This window comes from Leptolyngbya sp. GB1-A1, from assembly GCF_039962475.1.
Taxonomy (GTDB): domain Bacteria; phylum Cyanobacteriota; class Cyanobacteriia; order Elainellales; family Elainellaceae; genus Leptolyngbya_A.
Map to the genome: position 1 here is coordinate 103070 of NZ_JAMPLI010000006.1, position 23276 is coordinate 126345.

Consider the following 23276-nt stretch of genomic DNA (forward strand, 5'->3'; position numbering starts at 1 on the left):
ACTACAGCCTTTTTGTAGATAAAAAGGATGACGCGAAGCAGTTCCTCCCTATGAGGGAATCGAGCCAGGCACTACGACTACGTGTTCCGGGAGAATAATATGGCGGTTACTGTCCACAATGAGCCAACCTTCTTCTTGTAGTTGACTAAGAAGCCGGGTGACCGTCACTCGCGTTGTGCCGATCGCATTTGCAAGCTGCTGATGGGTTAATCGCACCGTGAGCCGTGTTCCTTCCGGGACGGGTTGCCCCACTTCCTGCTTCAGCAAAATCAACAGATGCCGCAGCCGCTCCTCAACTCGCCGATAGCCTACCATCGAGAGAATCGCTTCTGTTTGCTGCAATCGTCGCGCCAGATGGCGAAAGATACCCTGTGCCAGAGCAGGAGACTGCTCAACCTCAGACCAGCGCAGGCGCATGATATCGACATCAGTCAGGGCAGCGGCTTGATAGGGACGAATGATGGCTAAAGGCAAGCCAAAAGGCATCGACGGACAAGCCAGCCCCAGCAGTGCTTCTTCGCCCGTGTCATAAAGGGTTCCAAGCTGCACTACGCCCCGACAAACCACCAGGATTTCATCGGGCTGCATCCGAATGGGCTGTCCGCTGCGGTAGGGCTGTAAGCTGCGCCCCCGGTAAACCTCTTCGAGAAGCTGGCGCAAATCGGGCAGAGGCGTAATTTCGAGGGCGGTGGAGGCTTGAAACATAGTAGTTACGGCGTAACATCTAAGCACAAGCCTAGAGGGACAGCCTCAAGAGGAGGTAATCCCCAGATTAGCAGTTCACTATATTTAGATTGAGAAAAGGTTAAGCTTTTGCCGGGTCGCAACCGAACAACTCACAAGTCAAACGACCCTGAGTTCTGCGGCTTGTTTGCAGCGCAATTTTTCGCTTTGTAGCCTTATTAAATCAGAATTAGATCAATCTGGATGTATTGCAGCTATCACAGGAGCAATACCGGAGTGAAACAGGCTTAAACTCAGCATCGTTTGTTAAGGGGAATGTCCTGCCTGCCTTGCCTACTTTTGTATTGTGGGTGACATACCTGGAGAAGGGGCTTGATTGCCGTGATCGTTCACGAATCCCAAATGCCCTAGAAGGAGCATTACGCTGAGCAGAGCAAAAATCTGGAGGGATTTTTCGACCTTAATGAAGCTGCTGAGAAACTTGTCCATCGGAATCCTTTCAGCCTTGTTGCGATCGCATGATCTGACATCACAACCTCGCTCAGCCTATGTTTTCGCAAAAGCTGCTGCGCTATAAACTTTGTGGTGTGAACCTACGCTCATTCTAAACACAGGCATCATTGCAAGATATTCAGCAAGTACGCCAATTTTGAGGAGTGAATCCTGAGAAACGAATCCTAGAGCTTTTTCGTCATAAACACGTTGTTGGGGTCATCGATGTAATCAGCGAAGGGGCCTCGGTACTCAAACCCGTATCGGGTGTACAAGGCTCGGGCTGGAGCAAACTCAGGAAAAGACCCCGTTTCTAGATTCAGGCGATCGTAGCCACGCCGTTTAGCTTCCTGGATAATGTGTTCCAGAATTTTAGAGGCGACCCCTTTGCGACGATGAATGTTGGCAGTTCGCATTGATTTAATTTCACCGCTCCTTGGATCTAGCTCTTTCAGTGCCCCGCACCCCAGCAGTTCATTGCCCTCCCAGGCTGCCCAGAAGGTAATGTCGGGCGATCGCAATGCTTCTAAATCCAGTGCATGAACGCTTTCAGGCGGCGTAATCTCATACATATTTTCGAGATGTTCCCGTAGCAAGTCAGCGATCGCTTTCCCAGTCAGGTCATCTTCACGAATTTCCAACTGCCTAATTTCCTGCTTTTTTGAAGGTTCTGCTAAAGAAGGGACTGACAAAATTCTGCGTTTGGAGCGACGTTTGGTGAGCCGATCGCAGACTGTCTATGAAAAACCTAGAATAAACCTACCGAAGACAGCGAATTGCCTCTAGCATTCCCCGCGCTTTGTTTAGCGTCTCCTCGTATTCTTTTTCTGGCTCTGAATCTGCGACCATTCCTGCACCTGCCTGCACCGTCACCCGATGCCCACCTTCTGGCTGACTGCGAACCACCATTGTACGAATCGCGATCGCTGTATTGAGCTGCCCCTCGAAGTCATAGTAGCCGTATGCACCGGAATACACGCTCCGGCGACAGGGTTCCAGATCGTGAATAATTTCCATTGCGCGAATTTTGGGCGCACCACTCACCGTTCCTGCGGGGAAACAGGCTTTGAGTAGTTCCCATGCGGTCTTGCCAGGAGCGAGCCTGCCCAGGACATTGCTAACGATGTGCATCACGTGGGAATAGCGTTCGATCAGCATCAGTTCATCCACGCTCACCGTGCCGCTGGCACACACTCGCCCCAGATCATTCCGTCCCAGATCCACCAGCATGACGTGTTCCGCAATTTCCTTCGGGTCTTGCAGCAAATCGTCTGCTAGAGCAGTATCTTCTGCCGTGGTTTTGCCTCTGGGTCGAGTTCCGGCGATCGGGCGAACAGTTGCCACCATTGCCGCCGTCCCGTTGGTGGGATCAGTGGTGGAAGCAATCGACGAATCCCGCTCTGCCTTCACCATCACTTCTGGGCTGGAACCGATAATCTGCCAGTCCTGGAAATGGAAATAGGCCATGTAGGGCGAAGGATTAATCAAACGCAGCGATCGATACAGCGAAAACGGATCGCCTACGTAGTGAGCAGACAACCGCTGAGAAATCACGACCTGAAAAATATCGCCCGCGCGAATGTGGTTCTTTGCCTGCTCAACGCTGTTACAGAACTGCTCCTTAGTGAAATTACTGCTGTAGTCGAGCGGAGCCTGATTGGATGCCGCTCCACCAGGGGCAGATCTTGCCTGGGGCGAAGTCCACTGCAAAATCGTATCCCGCTTACTCAGGGGCAACTGAAGCTTTTCCACAAGTTGAGACACTCGATCGCACGCCTTTTGATAGGCCTGTTTCAGATCTGTTTGAGGATCACGCAGATCTGCATAGGCGATCGCCCAGATCTTGCGCTGCACCTGATCAAAAATCAGCAAATGGTCGATCTGCATCCAGAGTCCGTCTGGCAAATCACCTTCCTGAGGCGGATACACCGGAACACGCGGCTCGATCCAGTGAATCAGCTCATAGCCCCAAAAGCCAAATAGCCCCCCAATTCCCGGCGGCAACTGCGGCAGCGTCACCGGCTGGTAAGGTTCCAGACAGGAAGACAGAGCAGCAAAGGGGTCGCCCTTAAAATCGCGGATTGACCCATCCCGGTAAGTTTGGGTCGTTTGATTGCCCCTTGCCTCCAGAATCCAGAGCGGATCACAGCCCAGCAAGCTATATCGCCCGATGCGATCGCCCCCCTCTACCGACTCTAGTAAAAAGCTGTAGGGTTGTCCGGCGCAGACTTTGTACCAGGCAGAAACCGGAGTATCCAGATCGGCGACCCATTCCTGATACACAGGAACAAAGTTGCCCTGCTGAGCCAGCGCAGCGAATTGCTCAAAATCTGGAAACGTCATGCCCCTATCCGTGAATCGACGAAAGTGCCTTATAGTCTATCATTCCTGTTGCCTATTCCTGGTTCACTCCGTTGTTTCACCCGATCGTAGGATGAAAGATCATTTAAACATCAGGGAATATTAATAATCAGAGCAAGATCACTGCCACAACCTGTTAAATTCGTTTACACTATCAGAGGGCAGGATCAAGAGATCTTAAAGTAGGTTTCTATCTTCCGCCTCAACCCATGGATAGATTAGCCTAAGTCGATTAGGCTAAGAATAGGGTAAGACTCGTAGCAACACAAACTGCCAAGGTAAAAATAGCTTTAAGGAGAGTTTAAGCTGGTTGGGTTAAGGGCATATTCTTTACTGTCATGTGTTGCAGTAAGCAGTTGATTCTTAACTAAGCAAGCAGCATTTTGAGAAACATTTTGCCGGAAATAGCAGGTCTTATCCTGTAGCCTATGAGAGAGATAGCTTCAGAGTTCAAAGCAAGTTCTCAACAGAGTTTACTCGCTCCATCTCACTGCCTCACTGCGATTGCAGTACTCCTCAGAAATCGTTGCTTTGACTGCTCAACAAATTTCCTCTCTTGTTCTCCATTACAAAAAACACCAGCTTCACCAGGAGACATCACTCAATGAAGGATTTCGTTCTCAACGCACCGAATGAAAATCGCTACACCTACTTCGTGGCGTACTACGGTAAAGAGTTCCAAAAGCAGACAGCTGTTCTCAACATCCAGCACGACTTTACCGACTCTGTTCAAGACCTCCACGTCAAAATCCGTTCCCGCATTGCTGACCTGCTCGGCAACGACACCCCCTCCTGCTACCACATCCTGGCACTGGCAACTCCTCAAGCCATTCCGGTGTAGGGCGATCGATAACCGAATTTAATCACTGAATTAGTTTAAAGAGGCATTGAGTTCTAAAAAAAGACTCAGTGCCTTTTTACGATTTTCAAGTCTGAGAAAGCTCGGCTTGTAATCCAATGAAATTCTTTCAGCGATCGATTAAATCTGCAAACTAGTTGATACTTTGCATCAAAAAAGCTGAATCGCAACTGGGAGAGTTAGCAGGAAAAGCAACAGTGGCGAATATTGTTTTGGGAATGCCTGGTCGGCGAGAGACTATGGCTGTATTTGATACTTAAGATTGGAACATTACGAATTTAAACATTACAAATTTATGTCATGTTTACATCATGAGAATGTTTATGAAGATTGAATCAACTTAAGACAGGCTGAAATCAGTGAATTTGCGGAACTGGTACTCTTTGCTTATGGGAAAAAATCGTAGCGTTTGCTACGCCGAGTGCAGTTTTATCAGAGCATTTTTCCTTAATTAATCTCTTTAGCAATGAAGTTTTGATGCTCTCTAAGCATCATTGGAGCTTTCACGGATATTGCCTTGGCACATCTTCCTGAAGCTTCGGATATCGCTTATGGCGTTGAAACCAGTATCTATTGCAGTTCGATCCGCCACAGTTTTGTTCTCTCTGTTCTTCCTGCTTGATATAGCCTCCACTCTTTGAGAATCGCCACAGTTTTGTTCTCTCTGTTCTTCCTGCTTGATATAGTCTCCACTCTTTAAGAATTGTGTCCAGTGAGAATTGTGTCCAGAATGATGTGACGCAGTTCTAAAGTTGCCTTTCCCTGATAGTTCTCTATTCGTTTCATAAACTATTGGTTGAAGGAAAATAATGGTTATTAATCTACAAACTTCTTCTGAATTGCAAGTCCGTGATCTAGCAATTTTCGGGGGTTCTCCAACCTTCAAAGAAAAGCTGCATGTCGGTCGTCCCAATATTGGCAGTCGCGATCGATTGATGACTCGAATTAACGACATTCTCGATCGCAAATGGCTGTCAAACAACGGTCAATATGTGCAGGAGTTTGAGCAGCAACTTGCAGCGTTTACAGGGGCAAAGCACTGTATTGCAACGTGCAACGGTACAGTCGCATTAGAAATCATGATCCGCGCACTGGAGCTCAAAGGCGAGGTCATTGTGCCCTCTTTCACTTTTGTTGCGACACCCCATGCGCTGCAATGGCAGGAGATTACTCCCGTTTTCTGTGATGTTGATCCACAAACCCACAACATTGATCCCAACCAGATCGATCGCCTGATTACTCCTCGAACGACAGGCATCCTGGGGGTTCATGTTTGGGGGCGTCCTTGCCCGATCGAAGCCCTCACTGAGATCGCTCAGCGTCACGATCTGAAGCTGGCTTTTGATGCTTCCCATGCGCTGGGGTGTTCATATCAAGGCACGATGATCGGCAATTTTGGTGAAGCCGAAGTGTTCAGCTTCCATGCCACTAAGTTCCTCAATACCTTTGAAGGAGGTGCAGTCGTCACCAACAACGACCAGCTTGCCAAGAAGATTCGTCTGATGAAGAATTTTGGGTTTGGTGCAGGTTACGACAACGTGACCTACATTGGCACCAATGGCAAGATGAACGAGCTATCTGCAGCGATGGGCGTTACAGGTCTCGAAAGCATCCGTGAATTCATCGAGGTCAACTATAAAAACTATCAGCAGTACAAGGTCAACCTTGAGAACCTTCCGGGAATTCAACTTATTGCTTATGACAGTGCTGAAAAGAACAACTATCAGTACGTTGTCGTTGAAGTGGATGAACAGGAAGCAGGCATTAGCCGTGATCAAATCGTGCAAATTCTACACGCCGAAAACGTGCTGGCTCGTCGCTATTTCTATCCGGGATGTCATCAAATGGAACCCTATCGTTCCTACTTCCCCAATGCCGGACTGCTGCTGCCCAAAACTGAGAAATTAACCCAAAAGGTCTTTTCCTTACCCACTGGAACCGCAATGAAATTTCACGACATCGACCAGATCTGCCAAATTATTCGCTTAGCGGTTTACGAAAGCCAGAGAATCCAAAGGCTGATGTCAGGAAAACTGCTCAACCCTTAACCGTTTTCCTGTTTCCGCCGCGTTTCCTCCAGTCAACATTCATCTCCAAAACTCCAATGCACTCCAACCGATTACGAGTTTTGCTGCTCGCTGATGATTGCAATCCTGAATGGCACTCTTTACCCGCCTTAGCCTACACCTATGCGTGTTCTCTGGCAGAATACGCGGATGTCGTCATGGTGACTCAGATCCGAAATCAGCCCAACATTGAGAAGGTGGGAATGGGCAAAGCAGAAGTGGTCTATATCGACACTGAGCGGCTTGCTGCCCCCCTCTACAAACTGGCATCGTTTCTGAGTGGCAATCCCAATACGGCGATGACCTTGAAGGTTGCCTTCAGCTATCCCAGCTACCTGGCTTTTGAATGGGCAGTTTGGCAAAGATTTCGGGATGAACTCAATCATGGACAGTTTGATCTAGTTCATCGTCTCAGTCCTATGTCTCCGACGATTCCCAGCCCGATCGCCCAATGGATCTCAGTTCCGTTTGTGATTGGGCCTTTGAACGGCGGCTTGCCCTGGCCCACTCAGTTCAAAGAAGAGATGCACCGGGAAAAAGAATGGATGAACTATGTGCGTCAAGCGCATCGCTGGCTTCCTTTTTATCGATCGACCTATGCTAATGCCGCAGCGATTCTAGCCGCCTACGACCATACGGTTGCGCAAGTCCCGGATAATGCAAAAGCCAGAACTTTTAATTTTCCCGAAGGAGGGGTTGACCCAGAAGCCTTTCCGCTTCCGACCCGGCAAAAAAACGATCGCATGACGATTCTGTTTGTCGGCAGGCTGGTTCCCTTTAAGCTACCGGAAGTCGTGGTTCGCAGTTTTGTGGCTAGCCCGATTTTGCAACAGCACAAGCTTGTGATTGTGGGAGATGGACCCGAACTCCCTCGGCTGCAACAAATGGTCGAACAAGCGAATTTATCCGAATGCGTTGAGTTTACCGGAACCATTTCTCAGGCACAGGTCGGAGAGCTAATGCGCCAGTCTGACATTTTTGCTTTTCCCTCGATTCGTGAGCAGGGTGGAGGCGTGCTGACTTTAGCAGCGATGTCAGGCATGACCTGTGTGGTAGTGGATTACGGTGGTCCTGCAAAACGAGTGCAGGCAGGCTGTGGCGTAAAAGTTCCGTTAGGCGATCTAAGCCAAATTACTCAGAGCTTTACTCAGGAACTAGAGAAATTGGTTCAAGATCCAGAGCGAGTAATCGGAATGGGAATTGCCGCTCGCCGTTTTACCTGTGCCCACTACTCCTGGGATGTGAAGGCAAGAAAAACGATCGAAATCTACGAGTGGGTACTGGGACGCCGCCAAGTAAAACCAGATTTCTGGGAAGAGTCACCCCTTTCAACCGTAGTCTAAAAGCAGGCATTGCCAAATCGCAGAACCCGCAGACAGCGTAGGACGTATTCGCGCGGCGTAACGCATCAACGGCAGAGAATAACGCATCAGGTCGATTACTTCTGAGGGGGAAGTGTTCCTTACTGCTTGACCTCTACCCATCTGATATCCATTATCCATCTGAGCAAATCCTCAGCCCCGATTTCTTCCTGCACCGTAATGCAAAAAAGGGCGAACCGAGATTCGCCCCATTCAACGTTACGAAGACAGGAGAGATCTCCTAACCATGACCATTACTATTGCCTGAGCCATTTCCCGATTTAGAAACGAGCCGCTCAGCCACTTTTTCGGGAACTTCCTGCAAGTGGTCAAACTGCCAGCGGAATGAGCCAATGCCCATGGTAAGCGATCGCAGTTCCACGATCAGGTTTTGCATTTCTGCCTGGGGAATGTGCGCCTGCACTTCGTCCCAGCCGTTCCAGTTGGGTTTCGCTTCGTAGCCCAGAACTTGGCCGCGCCGACCGTTGATCAGCCGCAGCACGTTTGCCGTAAAGGTATTGGGAACCGAAATCCTGACGGCAAGGATTGGCTCCAGCAGGCTTGGTTCACATTTCATCATGCCTTCCTGCATTGCCAGACGTGCGGCTTGCTTAAAGGCTTGCTCGGAACTGTCTACCGCGTGATAGGAGCCATTGATCAGCGTGACTGCCACATCCACCACCGGGAAACCTAGCGGACCGTGGCTGAGGAATTCGCGCACGCCCATCTCAACGCCCGGAATGTATTGACGCGGAACCACACCGCCCACGATCTTTTCATCGAAGTTAAAGCCTGTGCCGCGTGGAAGTGGCTTGATATCGATATAAACATCGCCAAATTGCCCATGTCCGCCCGATTGTCGTTTGTAACGTCCGTGGATATTATTTGCGACTTTGCGAATCGTTTCCTTGTAGGGAACCTGGGGCAGGTGGGTGGTCATGGGCAGACCGTATTTCCGACGCAGGCGATCGAGCGCGACCTGAAGGTGAATTTCGCCCTGTCCCCACAAAATTACTTCATGGGTATCGCCGTGCTGTTCCCAGTGGAGTGATCGATCTTCTTCCAGCAATTTCGTCAGGGCAGAACTGAGCTTCACTTCGTCGCTGCGTTTTTCAGAGACAATTGCCAGGGCATAAACGGGTTCGAGGCGATCGGCAATGGGGAGGGGCTTGACGCTGGCATCAGTGCTCAGGGTGTCTCCGGTCTTGATGCCTTCCATGCGTCCCAGAGCGACGATCGATCCGGCGGGAGCTTCCTGTAGCGTTTGCTGCTGCTGTCCGGTGAGGCGATAAATGCCGCCTACGCGCACCCCGTTGAGAGCGATGCCGTCTGTAATCTTGCCCTGCCAAACTCGGACGAGCGAGAGTTTGCCGCCCTGAGCGGTGCAGTAGGTTTTGAGTACCTGGGCGATCGGGTTTTTCGCGTTGAGCTGCAAGCCGCGCCGTTCTGCTGCGGTATCGGGTTCAGGGGCTTCGCGCAGCAGGGTTTCCAGCAAAGGACGCACACCAAAATCCTGTTCGGCAATGCCTACCAGCACGGGCACGATCAAATCTGCGCCTAGCTCCATCTTCAGATCCTTGAGGATCTCTTCCTGCGGGGGTTCGATGTCTTCGAGCAGTTCTTCCAGCAGGTGATCGTCAAAGTCTGCCAGCGTTTCCAGCATTTCAGCGCGAGCCGCGTGTTCTTGTTCTCTCAAGTCTTCCGGCAGCGGAATCGGGTCAGCCGGTGCACCGGGATGATATTGGTATGCTTGCTCGGTGATTAAATCGATAAATCCAGTGATCGTTTCTCCCTGTCCGATGGGGTATTGATGCGGAACCAGTGGACGGCTTGAAACGGATTTGAGTGCCTGCAAAATGTCAGCAAAACTCGCATGGGCGCGATCCATTTTGTTGACAAAAACCAGGTGAGGAATTTCCCAATCGTCTAGAAATTGAAACAGCGGAGCCAGTGTTAAAACGCGATTGCAGTCTGGTTCACACACTACGATCGCCGCATCAACTCCAATTAGGGCATCGTAGGTTTCCTGAGCGAATTCAACCGAACCGGGGCAATCAATAAACGTAAAAGAAATGCCGCCATATTCTGTGCTGGCAGCATTGGTTTCAACAGACATCTGGCGATCGCGGGCTTCTTGAGAAGCATCTCCAACGGTATTTTTATCTGCAATCCTGCCTTTACGCGACGTTGCGCCTGTCACCCACAAAAGGCTTTCCAGCAGAGAGGTTTTACCGCTAAGATACGGTCCCACGATCGCCACGTTTCGTGAGCCAGATAAAACTTTTTCGCTCATGATATTCATCCTTTTTTCAATTCGGAATGAACGGCAAAAGGGTAGCAGCCCATCCGTTATGCTGCTCATTGAAGAGATGGAGCGATCAGCATTCTGGAAAAGCAATCAGCCGTTGAAGAGGAATCGAAACGTGCAGATTTTGTAGGGGTGAAAAGGAGCTGATGGCGAACAATGGAATGCTAAAAGCTAACCGTTAAAAGTTAATCCCAATTACCTTAGTTTTAGATTACCTTGCGTATTCGCTGGATGCGATCGTCGGTTAGGAAAATTTATGACAATACGGTTTTGTTACGGTCATTTACACTCTGCAAAGTAATCGCTTGCAATTCGCTTTGTCAAAATAAAGAGATGGAGCGATTACCCACCCTTCTGATTCCTGCTTCTCTCGCGTCGCTTAAATCCTCTCTTGATGAGACGATCGCCCGCCTCAAACAAACTACGCCGCCAATGGGCCATCACATCAAACCGCCCAAAGGACGATCGGAGTCTCAGTTTGAGCGCGATCTTTGGCAATATTTCCCTGGCAAAATCCATACCGGGGTACAGATGCTGCGATCGGGCTACGATCAGCCTTATGTGCCCGATTTTGCCTATATTGATCCAGCGATAGGGCTGCATATCGACATTGAGATTGACGAACCCTACACCCGCGAACTTCAGCCCTTGCACTATTTCGGCTGTCCTAAAGATGCCATTCGCAATCAGGCATTTCTCGACTGGGGCTGGGTTGTGATTCGGTTCAGCGAGCGTCAGGCGGTCAAAGCTCCCGCAAGCTGCTGTAAGACGATCGCCAGCGTGATTGCCGAACTCACCGGAGACAGTTCTGTGATGAATGCTTTCCGTCAGGTTCCGACCCTAAAGCCCGATCGTCGCTGGACCGAAGCCGAAGCTCAGCAAATGGCGATTCAGGGCGATCGCGATGCCTATTTCAAACCTGCCAATGTCACCGAACTAAAACCCAAACGAAAGCGCAAAAAATCCCAGACGCAGGAAGCACGATTGATGCTCACCTCAGGCTTCACATTTTATTGTCCGGAGTGCGGTGAGGGTCCGATCCGCTGGCAGGGGCATTATGTTTGCTGTCCGAATTGCCTCTACAATGCGTTTGTGCTGTAGAGACATTTCATAATAGGGATACTGTTGTCTTTGTTCAGATTCTCATGCAGATTCGTGATTCGATCGCTCCCGCTTCCCTTAATTTAGACCTTCCGGCTCGAACTGCAACCGTGCGGCGCGTGACGGGCGAAACCGATGTGCAGGTTAGCCTCAATCTCGACGGCTCCGGGCAGTGCAGCGCGAAAACGGGTGTGCCGTTTCTGGATCACATGCTGCATCAGATTGCCTCTCATGGGCTGATCGATCTGGACATCCAGGCAACAGGTGATCTGCACATTGACGATCACCATACCAATGAGGATGTTGGCATTACGCTGGGTCAAGCATTGCACAAGGCATTGGGCGATCGAAAAGGCATTGTCCGTTTTGGTCACTTTGTCGCGCCGCTCGATGAGGCCTTGATTCAGGTTGCGCTAGATTTTTCCGGTCGTCCTCACCTTAGCTATGGCTTAGAGATTCCGACTCAGCGGGTTGGAACCTATGATACGCAATTGGTGCGCGAGTTTTTTGTGGCGATCGTCAATCATGCTCAAATGACTCTGCATATTCGACAGCTCGACGGGATGAATTCGCACCACATTATCGAAGCGACGTTTAAGGCATTTGCGCGGGCAACCCGGATGGCGATCGAAGTAGACTCTCGGCGATCGAACCTGATTCCCAGCTCGAAGGGCGTGCTGTAGGCAAAAATAGGCATCGAAAAGAGGCATCGTTTAGCCTGAAGTCGATGTGAACTTAATATCTGAATACCTGTTCAGATGTTAGGATAAATACAGAATCTTATTTGAGGGAAAACTATGACGACCGTAACTCAAATGAAATGTGCTTGCGATTCCTGCCTGTGCGTTGTGTCGATCGAAGATGCAATCCAGAAAGATGGGAAGGCTTATTGCAGCGATGCTTGTGCGAATGGGCATCAGGGTGGACAAGCGGGCTGTGGTCATTCTGGCTGCGGCTGCTAAAATCAGTGCATTCAGCAAGGTTTCGTCTTGCTGACTAAGCGTTAAACTGACCTGTCGTTTTCCTCAAACGGCGACAAACCAAGCTTCAAAAAGGCAATTTCTTGTCCTGTGCGATCGTGTGACAGGCTATGGAGGTTGCCTTTTGCTATAGAAATAAAACTAAAAAATAGGGCAGGCAAGATGCCCACCCCACAAAAGCGATATTTCAAGCGCGATGAATCACGATCGAACCCTACAACGAAGCCATCACTTCACGGGCAGCGGCTAGAGTGCGATCGATATCCTCATCGGTATGAGCCAGCGACGTAAATCCGGCTTCAAACTGAGACGGCGCGAGATAAATGCCCTGCTCCAGCATGCCGCGATGGAAGCGACCGAACTTGGTCAGGTCAGCCTTTTTCGCGTCTTCGTAGCTGTGAACGGGTCCCTCGGTGAAGAAGAAGCCGAACATTCCGCTGATTTGTCCACCGCAGGCAGCGTGTCCGGTTTCCTGGGCAATTTGCAGCAGACCGTCCGTTAGCTTTTTGGTGACGCGATCGAGATACTCGTAGGTTCCGGGACGCTTCAATAGCTCCAGCGTTTTGATACCTGCGGTCATTGCCAGCGGATTGCCGGAGAGCGTGCCTGCCTGATACATCGGACCTGCGGGAGCAACGAGCTGCATGATATCTTTGCGTCCACCATATGCGCCCACGGGCAGACCGCCGCCGATGACTTTGCCCATTGTGGTCAGGTCAGGGGTAACGCCAAATCGCTCTTGTGCGCCGCCGTAGGCAATGCGGAATCCGGTCATCACTTCGTCAAAGACAAGCAGTGCGCCGTGTTCTTTAGTGAGTTCGCGCAGCCCCTCCAGGAATCCAGCATCGGGAGGAATAAAGCCTGCGTTACCAACGATTGGCTCCAGGATTACGCCCGCGATTTCATTGGGATTTTCGGCAAAGAGGGCTTTGACAGCTTCCAGATCGTTGTAGGGCGCAGTCAGGGTGTTTGCAGTTGTGGATTTGGGTACGCCCGGAGAGTCAGGTAAGCCCAGGGTTGCGACGCCGGAACCTGCTTTTACCAAGAACATATCGGCGTGTCCGTGGTAGCAGCCCTCGAACTTGATCAGCTTCTCGCGTCCAGTAAATGCTCGCATCAGCCGCAGCACTGCCATACAAGCTTCTGTGCCGGAGTTGACGAAGCGTACCATTTCCACGCTGGGCACGGCATCGATCACCATTTCTGCCAGCACGTTTTCCAGATAGCAGGGCGCACCAAAGCTCGTTCCCTTCACCAGGGCATCTTGGAGGGCGGCAATCACTTCGGGGTGAGCATGACCGCAAATTGCTGGACCCCAGCTTCCCACGTAGTCAATATACTGGTTGCCGTCTACGTCCCACATATATGCGCCTTGAACATGGTCAAAGACGATCGGCTGTCCTCCAACAGACTTAAACGCCCGCACCGGGGAATTGACTCCACCCGGCATCAGCTTTTGGGCAGCGGCAAAAATTTCTTCTGATTTTGTCGTTTTAAGACGAGTAGTAACCAAATCTCTCTCCTCTTGAGCAGCTTAAATCGAGTAATTTTGTATCGTTTGCTTCGCAGTTGCTTCGCAGTTCCGCAAAGGGGGCATTGAGCGGATGCTGAGCTTGAGATCTTGGGGGCGATCGCAGCAGTGCGTCACGCTCTGTCAAAATAGCTCCTTCATTATCCTATCGAGTTGGGAATCCAACTGTGGGGGAATTCAGGAAAAGCAAATTTATTGTAAGAACGCAATTTTAAGGCATTACGTTTCAGGCAAAATAGAGAGTATTTCTACTCATCCTCTAGTCAGTGCAATTGATCCGTGCCAATAGCTCAGCGCAAATCGAGCGGTGGGATGCCAGGGATTTGAGAGTCACGATTTGATAATCACGATCGAACAAAAGCCTATCGATAAATTTCCTGAAAGCGATCGTCGCAGCTAATAATAGACATTGATCATCAACACCGCTTGCAGCAGGTTAACCCATGTCCTCCGTTCAATCCTCTACCTTCGCTATTCCGCTGGATCAGATTCGCTACAACGAGCAGGGGCTTGTTCCGGCGATCGTGCAGGACTATCTCGACGGTACGGTGCTGATGATGGCGTGGATGAATCGCGAGTCGCTGCAAAAAACCCTAGAAACGGGTGAAACCTGGTACTGGAGCCGATCGCGCTCTGAACTCTGGCACAAAGGCGCAACCTCTGGACATTTGCAGCAGGTGAAAACGATTCGCTACGACTGTGATAGCGACACGCTGCTGGTGACAGTCGAGCAACAGGGCGACATTGCCTGTCATACGGGAGAACGAAGCTGCTTTCATCAGATTGACGGTCAGATTCAGCCACCGCCTGCAGATACCCTATCTCAGGTGTTTGAGGTGATTTGCGATCGGCGAGATCACCCCAACTCCGATTCCTACACCTGTAAGCTGCTGGCAGGGGGCGATAACAAGATCCTCAAGAAAATTGGCGAAGAGTCGGCAGAAGTGGTGATGGCATTTAAAGATGATGACCCGGAGGCGATCGCCGGAGAAGTGGCAGATTTGCTTTATCACACGCTGGTTGCCTTGGCGCATCATAAAGTGGATATTCGTCAGGTTTACCGCAAGCTTCAGGAGCGCAGACGCTAGGCCAATGCTGCCTGTGCGGTGGTGTCTGTCAAGTAATGTTGTTGTGCGGTAGGGTCATCCTCCGATCAATCGCCATTCTGATTCGGTCAAAGGCTGGGTTACAAATTCGACATCAAACGTCTCGCAGGCAGCAGCAATCAGGGCATCAATGACTTTTTGATGCAGGTCATTTTGATACGGGTCTGGCAGGTCGAGCAGCGAGCAATCGATCGCCTCCATAGGCTGACCAAACACCTGCTTAAATAGCCCCGGATCAGGCTGAAGCCGCATTGAGCCATGCTGCAAAATTGCATTTCCCCGCCGCAGTTGGGCACTGCCAATTAGCTTCTCTCCGTTTGGCAAAACGAGATCGGCTGCGGTCGCCGTGCCAAAACAGTTGGGATTGTGGATGTAGCCCCTTCCTGCCGTACCGTAGTGCAGCTCTACGCCGATCGCCCTCCAGCCCCGAATCAGAAATTCACAAATCTTCTGGTATGCCTGCATTCGCGTTCCCTCAATCCCGGAGGTCACAACGGCATAGGTGAGGTCGCCCTGATGCAGCACGGCTCGACCCCCGCTTGGACGACGCACAAGGTCTAGCGGCTGATCGTTCCAGATTAGGGTCTGCCAGTGGTCGGGAATCTGTCGCTGATGATAGCCGAGCGAGATTGCCGCCGGATGCCAGGTATAAAAGCGCAATGTTGAGGGGTGCTGGTGGTGCTGATGTTGCTCTAACAGCCAGCGATCGATCGCCATTTGCTGGGAGCCGGGAGCCAGGAGGGGGGGGATGAGCCGCCAGGTGTTGGGAATCGGGAATTCAGGGGGTGAGAAGGGGGGGGAGTTTGCCATTTATTTTTGAGATGGGGGCGGGGGAGTAACTTGTTTTAGGATGGGGTGAGTTTAGCCGGTAGGGATTGGGCTATGGTGGGATAAAAGTGGGAATGAGTTGAGCGGCGATCCCTATGATATGAGGGAGGATGAACTCGATCGGCAACCTGGTATTCCTGGTATTTCTGAACGATTGAGAGAGTTTGTGTGAGAAGCTAGGGTGACGTATGGCGCATTCGATCGGTACACTTTTTGGCATTGGGGCGGGCGCAGGCGATCCAGAGCTGATCACAGTGAAGGGGCTGCGGATTTTGCGGCAGGTTTCGATCGTGGCATTTCCAGCAGGGGTGCGGGGAAAGCCAGGAGTCGCAGAGCAAATTATCGATCCGTGGCTGCTGCCGGAGCAGAAAAGACTGGCATTGACTTTTCCCTATGTGCAGGACGACGCGGAGCTGACTCAGGCATGGGAAACGGCTGCCGATCGGGTCTGGGAAGAGCTGCGTTTGGGGCAGGATGTGGCATTTGTTTCCGAGGGAGATGTAAGTTTTTACAGCACTTTCACCTATCTGGCGCAAACCCTGCAAGCAAGGCATCCGGAGGCGATCGTTCAAACCATTCCGGGAATTTGTTCACCGATGGCAGCCGCAGCCGCGCTGGGAATTCCTTTAACGGTGAGGGCACAAAAACTTCTGGTGCTGCCTGCGCTGTACAGTGTTACCGAATTGGAAACGGCACTGGCAACCGCAGATGTTGTGGTTTTAATGAAAGTGAGTTCGGTGTATTCGCAGGTTTGGTCGGTGCTGAAGCGATGGGGGCTGCTGTCACGCAGCTTTGTGATCGAACGCGCCACCCTACCCAACCAGGTCATTTATGCTGACTTGAGCGATCGTCCCACCCTAGAGCTGCCTTACTTCTCGCTGATGATTGTGCAGAGTCGGGATGCAGCACAGGCTCCGCTGGCGGTGGCAACTTTCCAGAATGAGCCGCAGTCGTGATTACAGTTCCGCAATTACAGTTCATATGTGCAGCGGTCATTCTAGGGGTCATTGCAGTCCTGATAGATTGAGCCATGTTGTGAAAGGGGATGCGGTAGGATCAAAAAGTTTCGTCAGGGGCGAAGTTTGGATCAGGGGTTCAGTTCGGTTTCGATCGCTATTTTTTCCATCGGTGCTTTAGTGAGTCGGCAATATGTCATCCTCCTTGCGGTTTCAGGATTTTTCAACCCTTCAGAAGAACGCGCAGCAGTGGCTCAAGCACCCTGCCGTTTGGTCGGGCATTGTCTCCGTAGGAGCGCACGGCTTGCTGTTTGCCCTATTGCCCCTACTGCCCAGCGATGCTCTCAGGGAAAATCCGCCTGATCTTCAGCGATCGGTCGATCTAGTTGAACTGACGCCCGAAGAACAGCAGCGATTGCCGGAGTTTTCGAACGAGCTGCCCGTAGAGTTGCCATCGATCGCCCAAACACCGTCTCAATCTCCGTCTGATTTGTTTACCACGCTGCCGCCGCTGTCCAACGAGACACTACCGCCGATCGCGCCTTCTTTTATCAATCCACTGCCGCTGCCCTCGTTCCCGATTTTCCCGATTCTGCCGCCGTCCCGGACTCCGCTTCAGATTCCTGCCCCGACTGTGCCTCCGAACCCACCAGCCAGCCCTTTGCGCTCTCCTTCTCCCGAGGCTTCTCCTTCGGCGGCAGCTAGTCCGCAGCCGAGTCCTTCCCCGGCTTCTGATGCCCCGGCTCCCGATGCCAGTTCCGCTCCTGAATCTCCACCAACCGCTGAAAATCCGCCTGCTCCATCACAGCCCAGCCCCTCAGAGCAGCTTATTGCCCGGCAGCAGGAGCTACGGCAGCTGTATACCTATAACCCGGAAGGAACCAGCAACGAATCGGCTTTGCAATCGGATACCGACTGGCTGAAGCAGGTTACTGATAGCCTGGGCGAAAACTGGGACGAAGACGCCCAAGAGAACCTCGATCGCGACAAGATTGTAGAGATAGCGGGAGTTTATCCCAGAGCTGCCTGTATTCGCCGTCTATCGGCTTCGGTGATTCTAGGGGTGATGGTGGACGGAGAAGGCAAACTGCTGGAAGAACCCGTGCCGCCTGCGATTCTCAGAAGTTCGGGCTACGCCGTTTTTAATCAGCTCGCGGTCGAGGCAGCCGCTGCCCATGCTTTTGAAGCTGCCGAAAAACCGCTCCCTTACCGGGTCCTGGTTAAGTTTGAGCCGAGCAATGAAGTTTGTCCGCCCGGAACGGCTCCTGAATCGGCTCCAGAGGCTCCGCCGTCCTGAGGAAGAATCTCACTCGGTCGAAGAATCTAACGATCGAGGTATGACGGAAATTCTCCGATCACGGTATCTGTGGGGTACTTGCGGAATTTACTCTGTCTCTCCGCCCTTCCCCGTTACTGTGATCATCCTGGATACTCCGTTTAAAGCGCATCTTCGCGCGATTGCCGATCGCCTGTTTTCACTGATCGATCGCTTCTCGCAGGCAAAGGTACTGGTGATTGGGGATTTGACGCTGGATGAATTTTTGACAGGGCAGGTGGAGCGGGTGTCCCGGGAAGCTCCGGTGATGATTCTGCGGCACGAGCAAACCGAGAGAACGCCGGGTGGTGGTGCAAATGCGGTGTATAACCTAGCGAAGCTGGGAGCACAGGTGCAGGCAGTGGGTCTAGTGGGCGACGATGAGCAGGGAATCGCGCTTCGTAATCTGTTCGTCCAGGCAGGCATCGATACCGCAGGAATTTTTGTTGATCCCGATCGCCCAACCGTTACCAAAACCCGAATTTCCGGTCATGCCCGCCAGTCGGTAACGCAGCAAATTGTCCGAATCGATCGCAAGTCCGACCGCGCTCCCCGTTTAGAGCTTCAGCAGCAGCTTGCCACCTATATTCGCCAGCACGTTCATTTCGTGGATGCAGTGGTCTGTTCGGACTATGGCGATCAAACGCTGGGGCAGCCCGTGATCGATGCGGCACTATTTCATCCCTACACAATCGTCGATGCTCAACAGCAGCTCGAGCGCTATCGGGGCGCGTTTTTGTTCACGCCTAACCTCCCTGAAGCTGAAAAAGCGGTCGGCTACGCAATTACCGATGAGCAAAGCCTCAGCCGCGCCGGACATGATTTGCTAGAGCGCACTAAAGCCAAGTTTGTGCTTATCACCAGAGGCGAAGCCGGAATGACGCTGTTCGATCGATCGGGTGTGGAGCAAACCGTTCCTGCCTTTAACCGCACTGATGTGTTTGACGTAACAGGAGCAGGCGATACGGTCGCGGCTGCGCTCACCCTGGCCCTCACCGCCGGAGCCTCACCCTGGGAAGCGGCAATTCTGGGTAATCTGGCAGCGAGTTTGGTGGTGCGCCAGTTCGGAACCGCGACGACAACACAAGCCGCAATGCAGGCTGCTCTGAAGGATTTGCTAAGCGGCAGTCAAGACGACCGCATCACCGAACCCCTGCGCGAACGAGCCGCTGCTCCAGAGGAATTCAAGAATGCCTAGCCGGAATGTTTGCTGGAATAATTAGCCGGAATACCTAGCCATACACCTGCGGCCAGGTAGTGAACAGAAAGACGACCACCGGGACGATCGCCAGCAGGAGTTCGATGATATTACCAACCATAGTCCCGACAAAAATCCCGATCGCCGCCCGAAACGCCCGCTTCAAATCCCGCTGATACAGCAGCTCCCCTACAATTGCCCCCAGCAGCGGACCAATTAGCAGCCCCAGCAGCGGGCCTCCAAACGGCAGTGCAGGCAGCAGCCCAAAGACGCCCACCAGCAACCCGACGATCGCGCCAATTTGCCCCCAGCGGCTCGCCCCCGCCTTTTTTGCCCCGTAATAAGCTGCCAGAAAATCAATGCCCAGATTTGCCAGCAGCACGACGATCGCGACGGCAAGCGGAATCCAAATTTGGCTAAAGCCCTGAACCAATCCCCAGATAACGATCGCCACCAGAATTAAACTCGCACCTGGAAGCGCGGGAACGGCTGCGCCAATAACGCCGAGGATCATAACCGTGATCAGGAGCCAGTAGAGGAGGAGCATTGAGGTAGGTGAGTGGGTGATTAATAAAGGGGGTTAAAGTTAATCTTTCTGCTTTATTTATTGCTATGTGTGATTTTTGTCTCTAATGTTGCATATTAGAAAAACTTTTTCCAATTCTTCATAGCTATCTATCCTATGCAGAAAGGCAACATTTTTATTCTCAGATTTGTTTATTAGCTCTATAAACGAATCAACATTATTCAGTTGTTTCTCGGAAAGTGAAGTAAAATCATGTGCTATCTGCTCCTTTGAGCTACTATTTACGTAGATAGTGAATTTACCCATTAAGCCAACAAAAACATCTGAAGCCTGAATAAGCAAGTTGCTTTCTGAATCTATAAAATAGTAGTTCTTGAGTTCTTTGTAATCGGCAAGGATTTGCGAAATCTTAACCTCATTGTCGAAGATATGGGTTGAGTTTTTGAACAATTGTAAGGGTCTTAGATAGAAATGCGAAAAGTCTTCTATTAAAACATGGTCTTCTTCATTCATTATGAATGGAAGTGATTTGTTTCTCCTTGCCTCTTTAAGCGTTTGCCTAAGGAATTGCAATCCAAAATGGAACTCTTCTTCATCAATATATTCGTCAAATATTAGGGTCAATCTTTCAATGAATTCTAAAACCGACTCCTTCTTGAGGTTGGGATAATTGAAATTGTAGAATAATTCTATTACCTGCTTAATCTCAAGCTTGGCAAGCTTATACAGATCATTCTTCAGATAATTTACAAAACTTAAATCCAACTGTCTTGCTATTTCTAAGTCCGCGATTGCAGAGTCAACGATATCGACAATAGACCAGTAAAGAATATTTAGACTTGAACAATGAATATATAAGTTACTATCGAAAAGATACTTCAAAAAGTAGTTCAGTTTCTCGGATTTTAGACAATCAAGGAAGTCACCCTTGGCAATGTGCTTAAGTTTTACTTCCTTAATATTTTTCTGTAAGTTTAGTTTATTAAATAGAGGTTCTATGTTCGGGGATTTTCCCTCATAAACCAAGCCGCCTAAAACAAAATTTGAGCTAAAAGGGGAATTAAAATCATTTTCCTTTACATAAAATTTTCTAATATTATTTGTTTCATCGTAGTAAAAAGTAAAAGAACTGTCAAAGTCTGCTGTTGGCGCAAGGATCTTTGCAATTGTTCTGACGTCAAAACTCATCATTTTCCGCCCCTGTTCATTCCATCCATAGCAAGTCGCGACGCTAGAAAATTGAGCAATGGTTTATTCATACTGAGCAGTGCTCATCATCTTGTTAAGTTACTCATTGATAACTAGCGCACTCACCCCTTCACTCACCCCTTCACTCATCCCCTCATCAATTCACTGCTCGATTGCTTCAACCGAGGCAAGGCAATTCGCAAGCTTATCCGAGATCCCGGCAATCCAGGTTTCATCCTGCTTGGTATAGCTGCGGGGAGCGTTTGCACCCAGGATCATAACGCCCACTTTGCCGATCGGCTGACAAATCACGCCCTGAGTATTTTCGGGCAGATAATCAAACTCGATGCGTCCGGGATAAAGGGCAAGGTTAACCAGGTAAACGGGCTTTTGGCTCGAGAGAACGCGCTGCACGATCGCCCCTGGTTTTACCTCTGGATTGTTGCCCAAAATGCCGCGCCTCAGCAGGACCCGATCGCCATACCAGACCAGGATCGATCGCGTAACAGTATTCGTCAGCAGCAAATGGGATGACCAGGCAAGCTCGGTTTGAATTGATTCAGGCAGATCTTCCGCCAGGTCAAATCCTTCTTCGCCAATGAGTTGCACAGCATCGGGTAGCTTTGGCTGAACTTGCTGCCAGATCAGTCCGGTCAAAATCAGAATCGCGCTGAGAATCACGCCCATCACATCCGATCGTGCCTGCGAGTCGGTGAGGGCAGGGGTAAGGAGCCGATTTAACATCAGCAGCGTACCGCCAAGAATGCCAACGGCGATCGGCAATTGCCGTAACACTGCATTTTGATCTTTAGCCATCGCTGCTTTTTCCGGTGGAAGTCTGATTCTTTTTATCTTACCTAGCGGGATCAGGGGATTACCTCACCTGGGCCGACGCGGCACTAAAACGAAAAATCAGGCTGTGTCATTTTGTCATCTAAAATTCACATCGCCATAACAAGGCTGACAAACCCGGCTGATAACTTATAAATCACAGGTGAATGAATGCTGCGGAGGGGTAGTGAGCTGCAATCTCTGAGCAATCCGAAAGGGTTCTCACAGCGGCTACTCCTCTTTTTCCGTCTTTTCCGTTGGATACCCCTTCGATCGAGATTCAACCAGCCCGAAGAATTTTCTGACTGTGGTTAACCCAGCGTCAGATCAAGAAACAGCATAACCATTATCCCTCCTGTCCTTTTGCATCCAGAGCCGCATAGCTTCTGCCGCGCCACTGAGTCGGAGTGCGGGTCGAAGACAGCCAGATTCGCAGCACCGCGATCGGATCAGCCAGGGGAGACAGCCAGAAGCTCCAGCTTGCATTTGCCTGGGAGAAATCGTAAGACGCAGCAATGCCCAACAGCAGGGCAAACCGGATCGCGACCAAGCCTGCATTTAGCCCAAACGCTGCCCAGATTGGGAGAGACGTGAAGCCCAGCGCGATCGCAACAGCAAACCCGATCGCCCCAATCAAAGGAAGTCCCTGAACGGCAATTAAAAACCCCAGATCGCCCCATTTCTGTGCCGGAGTGCAGGCATCTTTTAAGTCGAGCGATCGTCCCCACTCGCGCCAAGTTTCTGCCATGCCTTCGTACATTCGCACCTTTAGCACTCTGGAACCATCCAGGAAGCCGACTTTTGCCCCCAGCCGAGCTGCATTTCGTGCCAGCGTCACATCGTCACAAAAGGAATTTCTTGCGCTGGAGTAGCCCCCCAGTTGGGTTAAAAGCGAGCGACGGCAGAGAAAGCACTGTCCATTTGCCATCACGCGATCGGCTTCGCCTGACCGTTCTCCGGCTGCCCCGAAGCGATAAACCAGTGTAATCAGCAGCGCAGGCTGGAGCCACCACTCGCCCAAATCCTTCAGGATAAAGCGAGGGGCAAGCGAGATCAGATCGTAGCCTTCCTGATGAGCCGTTTTAAGAATGCTGGCAATAAGTCCGGGCTGAGGCTGGGTATCGGCATCGACGCCCAAAATCCACTCGCTGTCTTCGGAACTGTAGAGAAAGCCGCTGTGCAGTGCCCACGGGCGACCGACCCATCCTGACGGCAAGGGGTCATCGGTTAGTAGGCGAAATCGCGGATCGGCCAGCTGGGCTGCTTTTACCAAATCCGGTGTACCGTCCTGCGATCGGCTATCGACCACAATGATTTCTCGCACTTCGTAGCCCTGTCGCGTCAGCCCTTCCAGGCAGCCTCCGATCCGATGTGCCTCATTCAGCGTCGGAACGACAATACTCACCCTGCCAATCAGATCCGGCGTAGCCATTTGCGGCTGAAGCGGGGGTAGTCGTCGGGGAGCTTGCAGCAAACGAGACAGCAGAATTGCGACAGCAGGTAACTGAATTACGAGCAGCAGCAGGGCAAGGGCATTCATCCAGCCAGAGCGAGGATCTGCACCAGGGAGAAAGTCAAAAAGCAG

General features: G+C 51.1%; 20 protein-coding genes. 10 read left to right on the forward strand and 10 right to left on the reverse strand.

Features of this window, described 5'->3' with window-relative positions; all coding sequences use genetic code 11:
• Positions 1-48: 48 nt before the first annotated feature.
• From NDI45_RS08820 to NDI45_RS08830, 3 genes are all read right to left on the reverse strand, one after another.
• The gene (locus tag NDI45_RS08820) at positions 49-705 is read right to left on the reverse strand and encodes a Crp/Fnr family transcriptional regulator (RefSeq protein WP_190792852.1); all 657 of its coding nucleotides are present in this window, start codon (positions 703-705) and stop codon (positions 49-51) included.
• Between the two features lie 656 nt (positions 706-1361).
• On the reverse strand, positions 1362-1817 hold the full coding sequence (locus NDI45_RS08825) for a GNAT family N-acetyltransferase (protein ID WP_348247084.1): 456 nt from the start codon (positions 1815-1817) through the stop codon (positions 1362-1364).
• Between the two features lie 118 nt (positions 1818-1935).
• Positions 1936-3519 (reverse strand): anthranilate synthase component I family protein, encoded by a 1584-nt coding sequence (locus NDI45_RS08830; protein ID WP_348247085.1) that lies wholly within the window; start codon positions 3517-3519, stop codon positions 1936-1938.
• Positions 3520-4141: 622 nt separating this feature from the next.
• Between NDI45_RS08830 and NDI45_RS08835 the strand changes: the two genes are divergently transcribed.
• The 3 genes from NDI45_RS08835 (at position 4142) to NDI45_RS08845 (ending at position 7805) form a co-directional block, all read left to right on the forward strand.
• Complete coding sequence (locus NDI45_RS08835; protein ID WP_190792855.1) at positions 4142-4378, forward strand: hypothetical protein; 237 nt, start codon at positions 4142-4144, stop codon at positions 4376-4378.
• An 827-nt stretch (positions 4379-5205) separates the two neighbouring features.
• Positions 5206-6444 (forward strand): aminotransferase class I/II-fold pyridoxal phosphate-dependent enzyme, encoded by a 1239-nt coding sequence (locus tag NDI45_RS08840; protein WP_348247086.1) that lies wholly within the window; start codon positions 5206-5208, stop codon positions 6442-6444.
• A 56-nt stretch (positions 6445-6500) separates the two neighbouring features.
• The gene (locus tag NDI45_RS08845; protein ID WP_190790059.1) at positions 6501-7805 is read left to right on the forward strand and encodes a glycosyltransferase; all 1305 of its coding nucleotides are present in this window, start codon (positions 6501-6503) and stop codon (positions 7803-7805) included.
• Positions 7806-8064: 259 nt separating this feature from the next.
• On the opposite strand, the gene NDI45_RS08850 is transcribed toward NDI45_RS08845, so the two are convergent.
• Positions 8065-10116 carry an elongation factor G gene (locus tag NDI45_RS08850; RefSeq protein ID WP_348247087.1) on the reverse strand — a complete coding sequence of 684 codons (2052 nt, stop codon included), beginning with the start codon at positions 10114-10116 and terminating at the stop codon, positions 8065-8067.
• A gap of 348 nt (positions 10117-10464) precedes the next feature.
• Between NDI45_RS08850 and NDI45_RS08855 the strand changes: the two genes are divergently transcribed.
• The 3 genes from NDI45_RS08855 (at position 10465) to NDI45_RS08865 (ending at position 12194) form a co-directional block, all read left to right on the forward strand.
• Complete coding sequence (locus tag NDI45_RS08855; RefSeq protein WP_348247088.1) at positions 10465-11232, forward strand: hypothetical protein; 768 nt, start codon at positions 10465-10467, stop codon at positions 11230-11232.
• Positions 11233-11276: 44 nt separating this feature from the next.
• On the forward strand, positions 11277-11915 hold the full coding sequence (hisB, locus tag NDI45_RS08860) for an imidazoleglycerol-phosphate dehydratase HisB (RefSeq protein ID WP_348247089.1): 639 nt from the start codon (positions 11277-11279) through the stop codon (positions 11913-11915).
• 114 nt (positions 11916-12029) lie between these two features.
• On the forward strand, positions 12030-12194 hold the full coding sequence (locus NDI45_RS08865; RefSeq protein ID WP_190790063.1) for a metallothionein: 165 nt from the start codon (positions 12030-12032) through the stop codon (positions 12192-12194).
• Positions 12195-12426: 232 nt separating this feature from the next.
• Here NDI45_RS08865 and hemL read toward each other — a convergent pair whose 3' ends face one another.
• Complete coding sequence (hemL, locus tag NDI45_RS08870) at positions 12427-13725, reverse strand: glutamate-1-semialdehyde 2,1-aminomutase (RefSeq protein ID WP_348247090.1); 1299 nt, start codon at positions 13723-13725, stop codon at positions 12427-12429.
• A 461-nt stretch (positions 13726-14186) separates the two neighbouring features.
• On the opposite strand from hemL, the gene hisIE reads away from it, so the two are divergent.
• The gene (hisIE, locus tag NDI45_RS08875) at positions 14187-14831 is read left to right on the forward strand and encodes a bifunctional phosphoribosyl-AMP cyclohydrolase/phosphoribosyl-ATP diphosphatase HisIE (protein WP_348247091.1); all 645 of its coding nucleotides are present in this window, start codon (positions 14187-14189) and stop codon (positions 14829-14831) included.
• Positions 14832-14885: 54 nt separating this feature from the next.
• Here the strand turns inward: hisIE and NDI45_RS08880 are convergent, their stop codons facing one another.
• Positions 14886-15659 (reverse strand): biotin/lipoate A/B protein ligase family protein, encoded by a 774-nt coding sequence (locus NDI45_RS08880; RefSeq protein WP_348247092.1) that lies wholly within the window; start codon positions 15657-15659, stop codon positions 14886-14888.
• Between the two features lie 206 nt (positions 15660-15865).
• Between NDI45_RS08880 and NDI45_RS08885 the strand changes: the two genes are divergently transcribed.
• The 3 genes from NDI45_RS08885 (at position 15866) to NDI45_RS08895 (ending at position 19146) form a co-directional block, all read left to right on the forward strand.
• Entirely contained in the window at positions 15866-16633 is a 768-nt protein-coding gene (locus NDI45_RS08885) for a precorrin-2 C(20)-methyltransferase (RefSeq protein ID WP_190792099.1), read from the forward strand.
• A gap of 193 nt (positions 16634-16826) precedes the next feature.
• Positions 16827-17930 carry a hypothetical protein gene (locus tag NDI45_RS08890; protein ID WP_348247093.1) on the forward strand — a complete coding sequence of 368 codons (1104 nt, stop codon included), beginning with the start codon at positions 16827-16829 and terminating at the stop codon, positions 17928-17930.
• A 121-nt stretch (positions 17931-18051) separates the two neighbouring features.
• Positions 18052-19146: a PfkB family carbohydrate kinase gene (locus tag NDI45_RS08895; RefSeq protein ID WP_190792105.1), complete on the forward strand. Its 1095-nt coding sequence runs from the start codon at positions 18052-18054 to the stop codon at positions 19144-19146.
• A gap of 34 nt (positions 19147-19180) precedes the next feature.
• Here NDI45_RS08895 and NDI45_RS08900 read toward each other — a convergent pair whose 3' ends face one another.
• The 4 genes from NDI45_RS08900 to cruG form a co-directional block, all read right to left on the reverse strand.
• Positions 19181-19693: a DUF456 family protein gene (locus NDI45_RS08900; RefSeq protein ID WP_348247094.1), complete on the reverse strand. Its 513-nt coding sequence runs from the start codon at positions 19691-19693 to the stop codon at positions 19181-19183.
• 63 nt (positions 19694-19756) lie between these two features.
• Positions 19757-20863, reverse strand: coding sequence for a DUF3800 domain-containing protein (locus tag NDI45_RS08905; RefSeq protein WP_348247095.1), 1107 nt, complete (start codon positions 20861-20863; stop codon positions 19757-19759).
• Between the two features lie 159 nt (positions 20864-21022).
• A complete protein-coding gene (locus tag NDI45_RS08910) occupies positions 21023-21676 on the reverse strand; it encodes a cofactor assembly of complex C subunit B (RefSeq protein WP_348247096.1) in 654 nt (217 codons plus the stop codon).
• A 361-nt stretch (positions 21677-22037) separates the two neighbouring features.
• Positions 22038-23231 carry a 2'-O-glycosyltransferase CruG gene (gene cruG, locus NDI45_RS08915; protein ID WP_348247152.1) on the reverse strand — a complete coding sequence of 398 codons (1194 nt, stop codon included), beginning with the start codon at positions 23229-23231 and terminating at the stop codon, positions 22038-22040.
• Positions 23232-23276 lie beyond the last annotated feature (45 nt).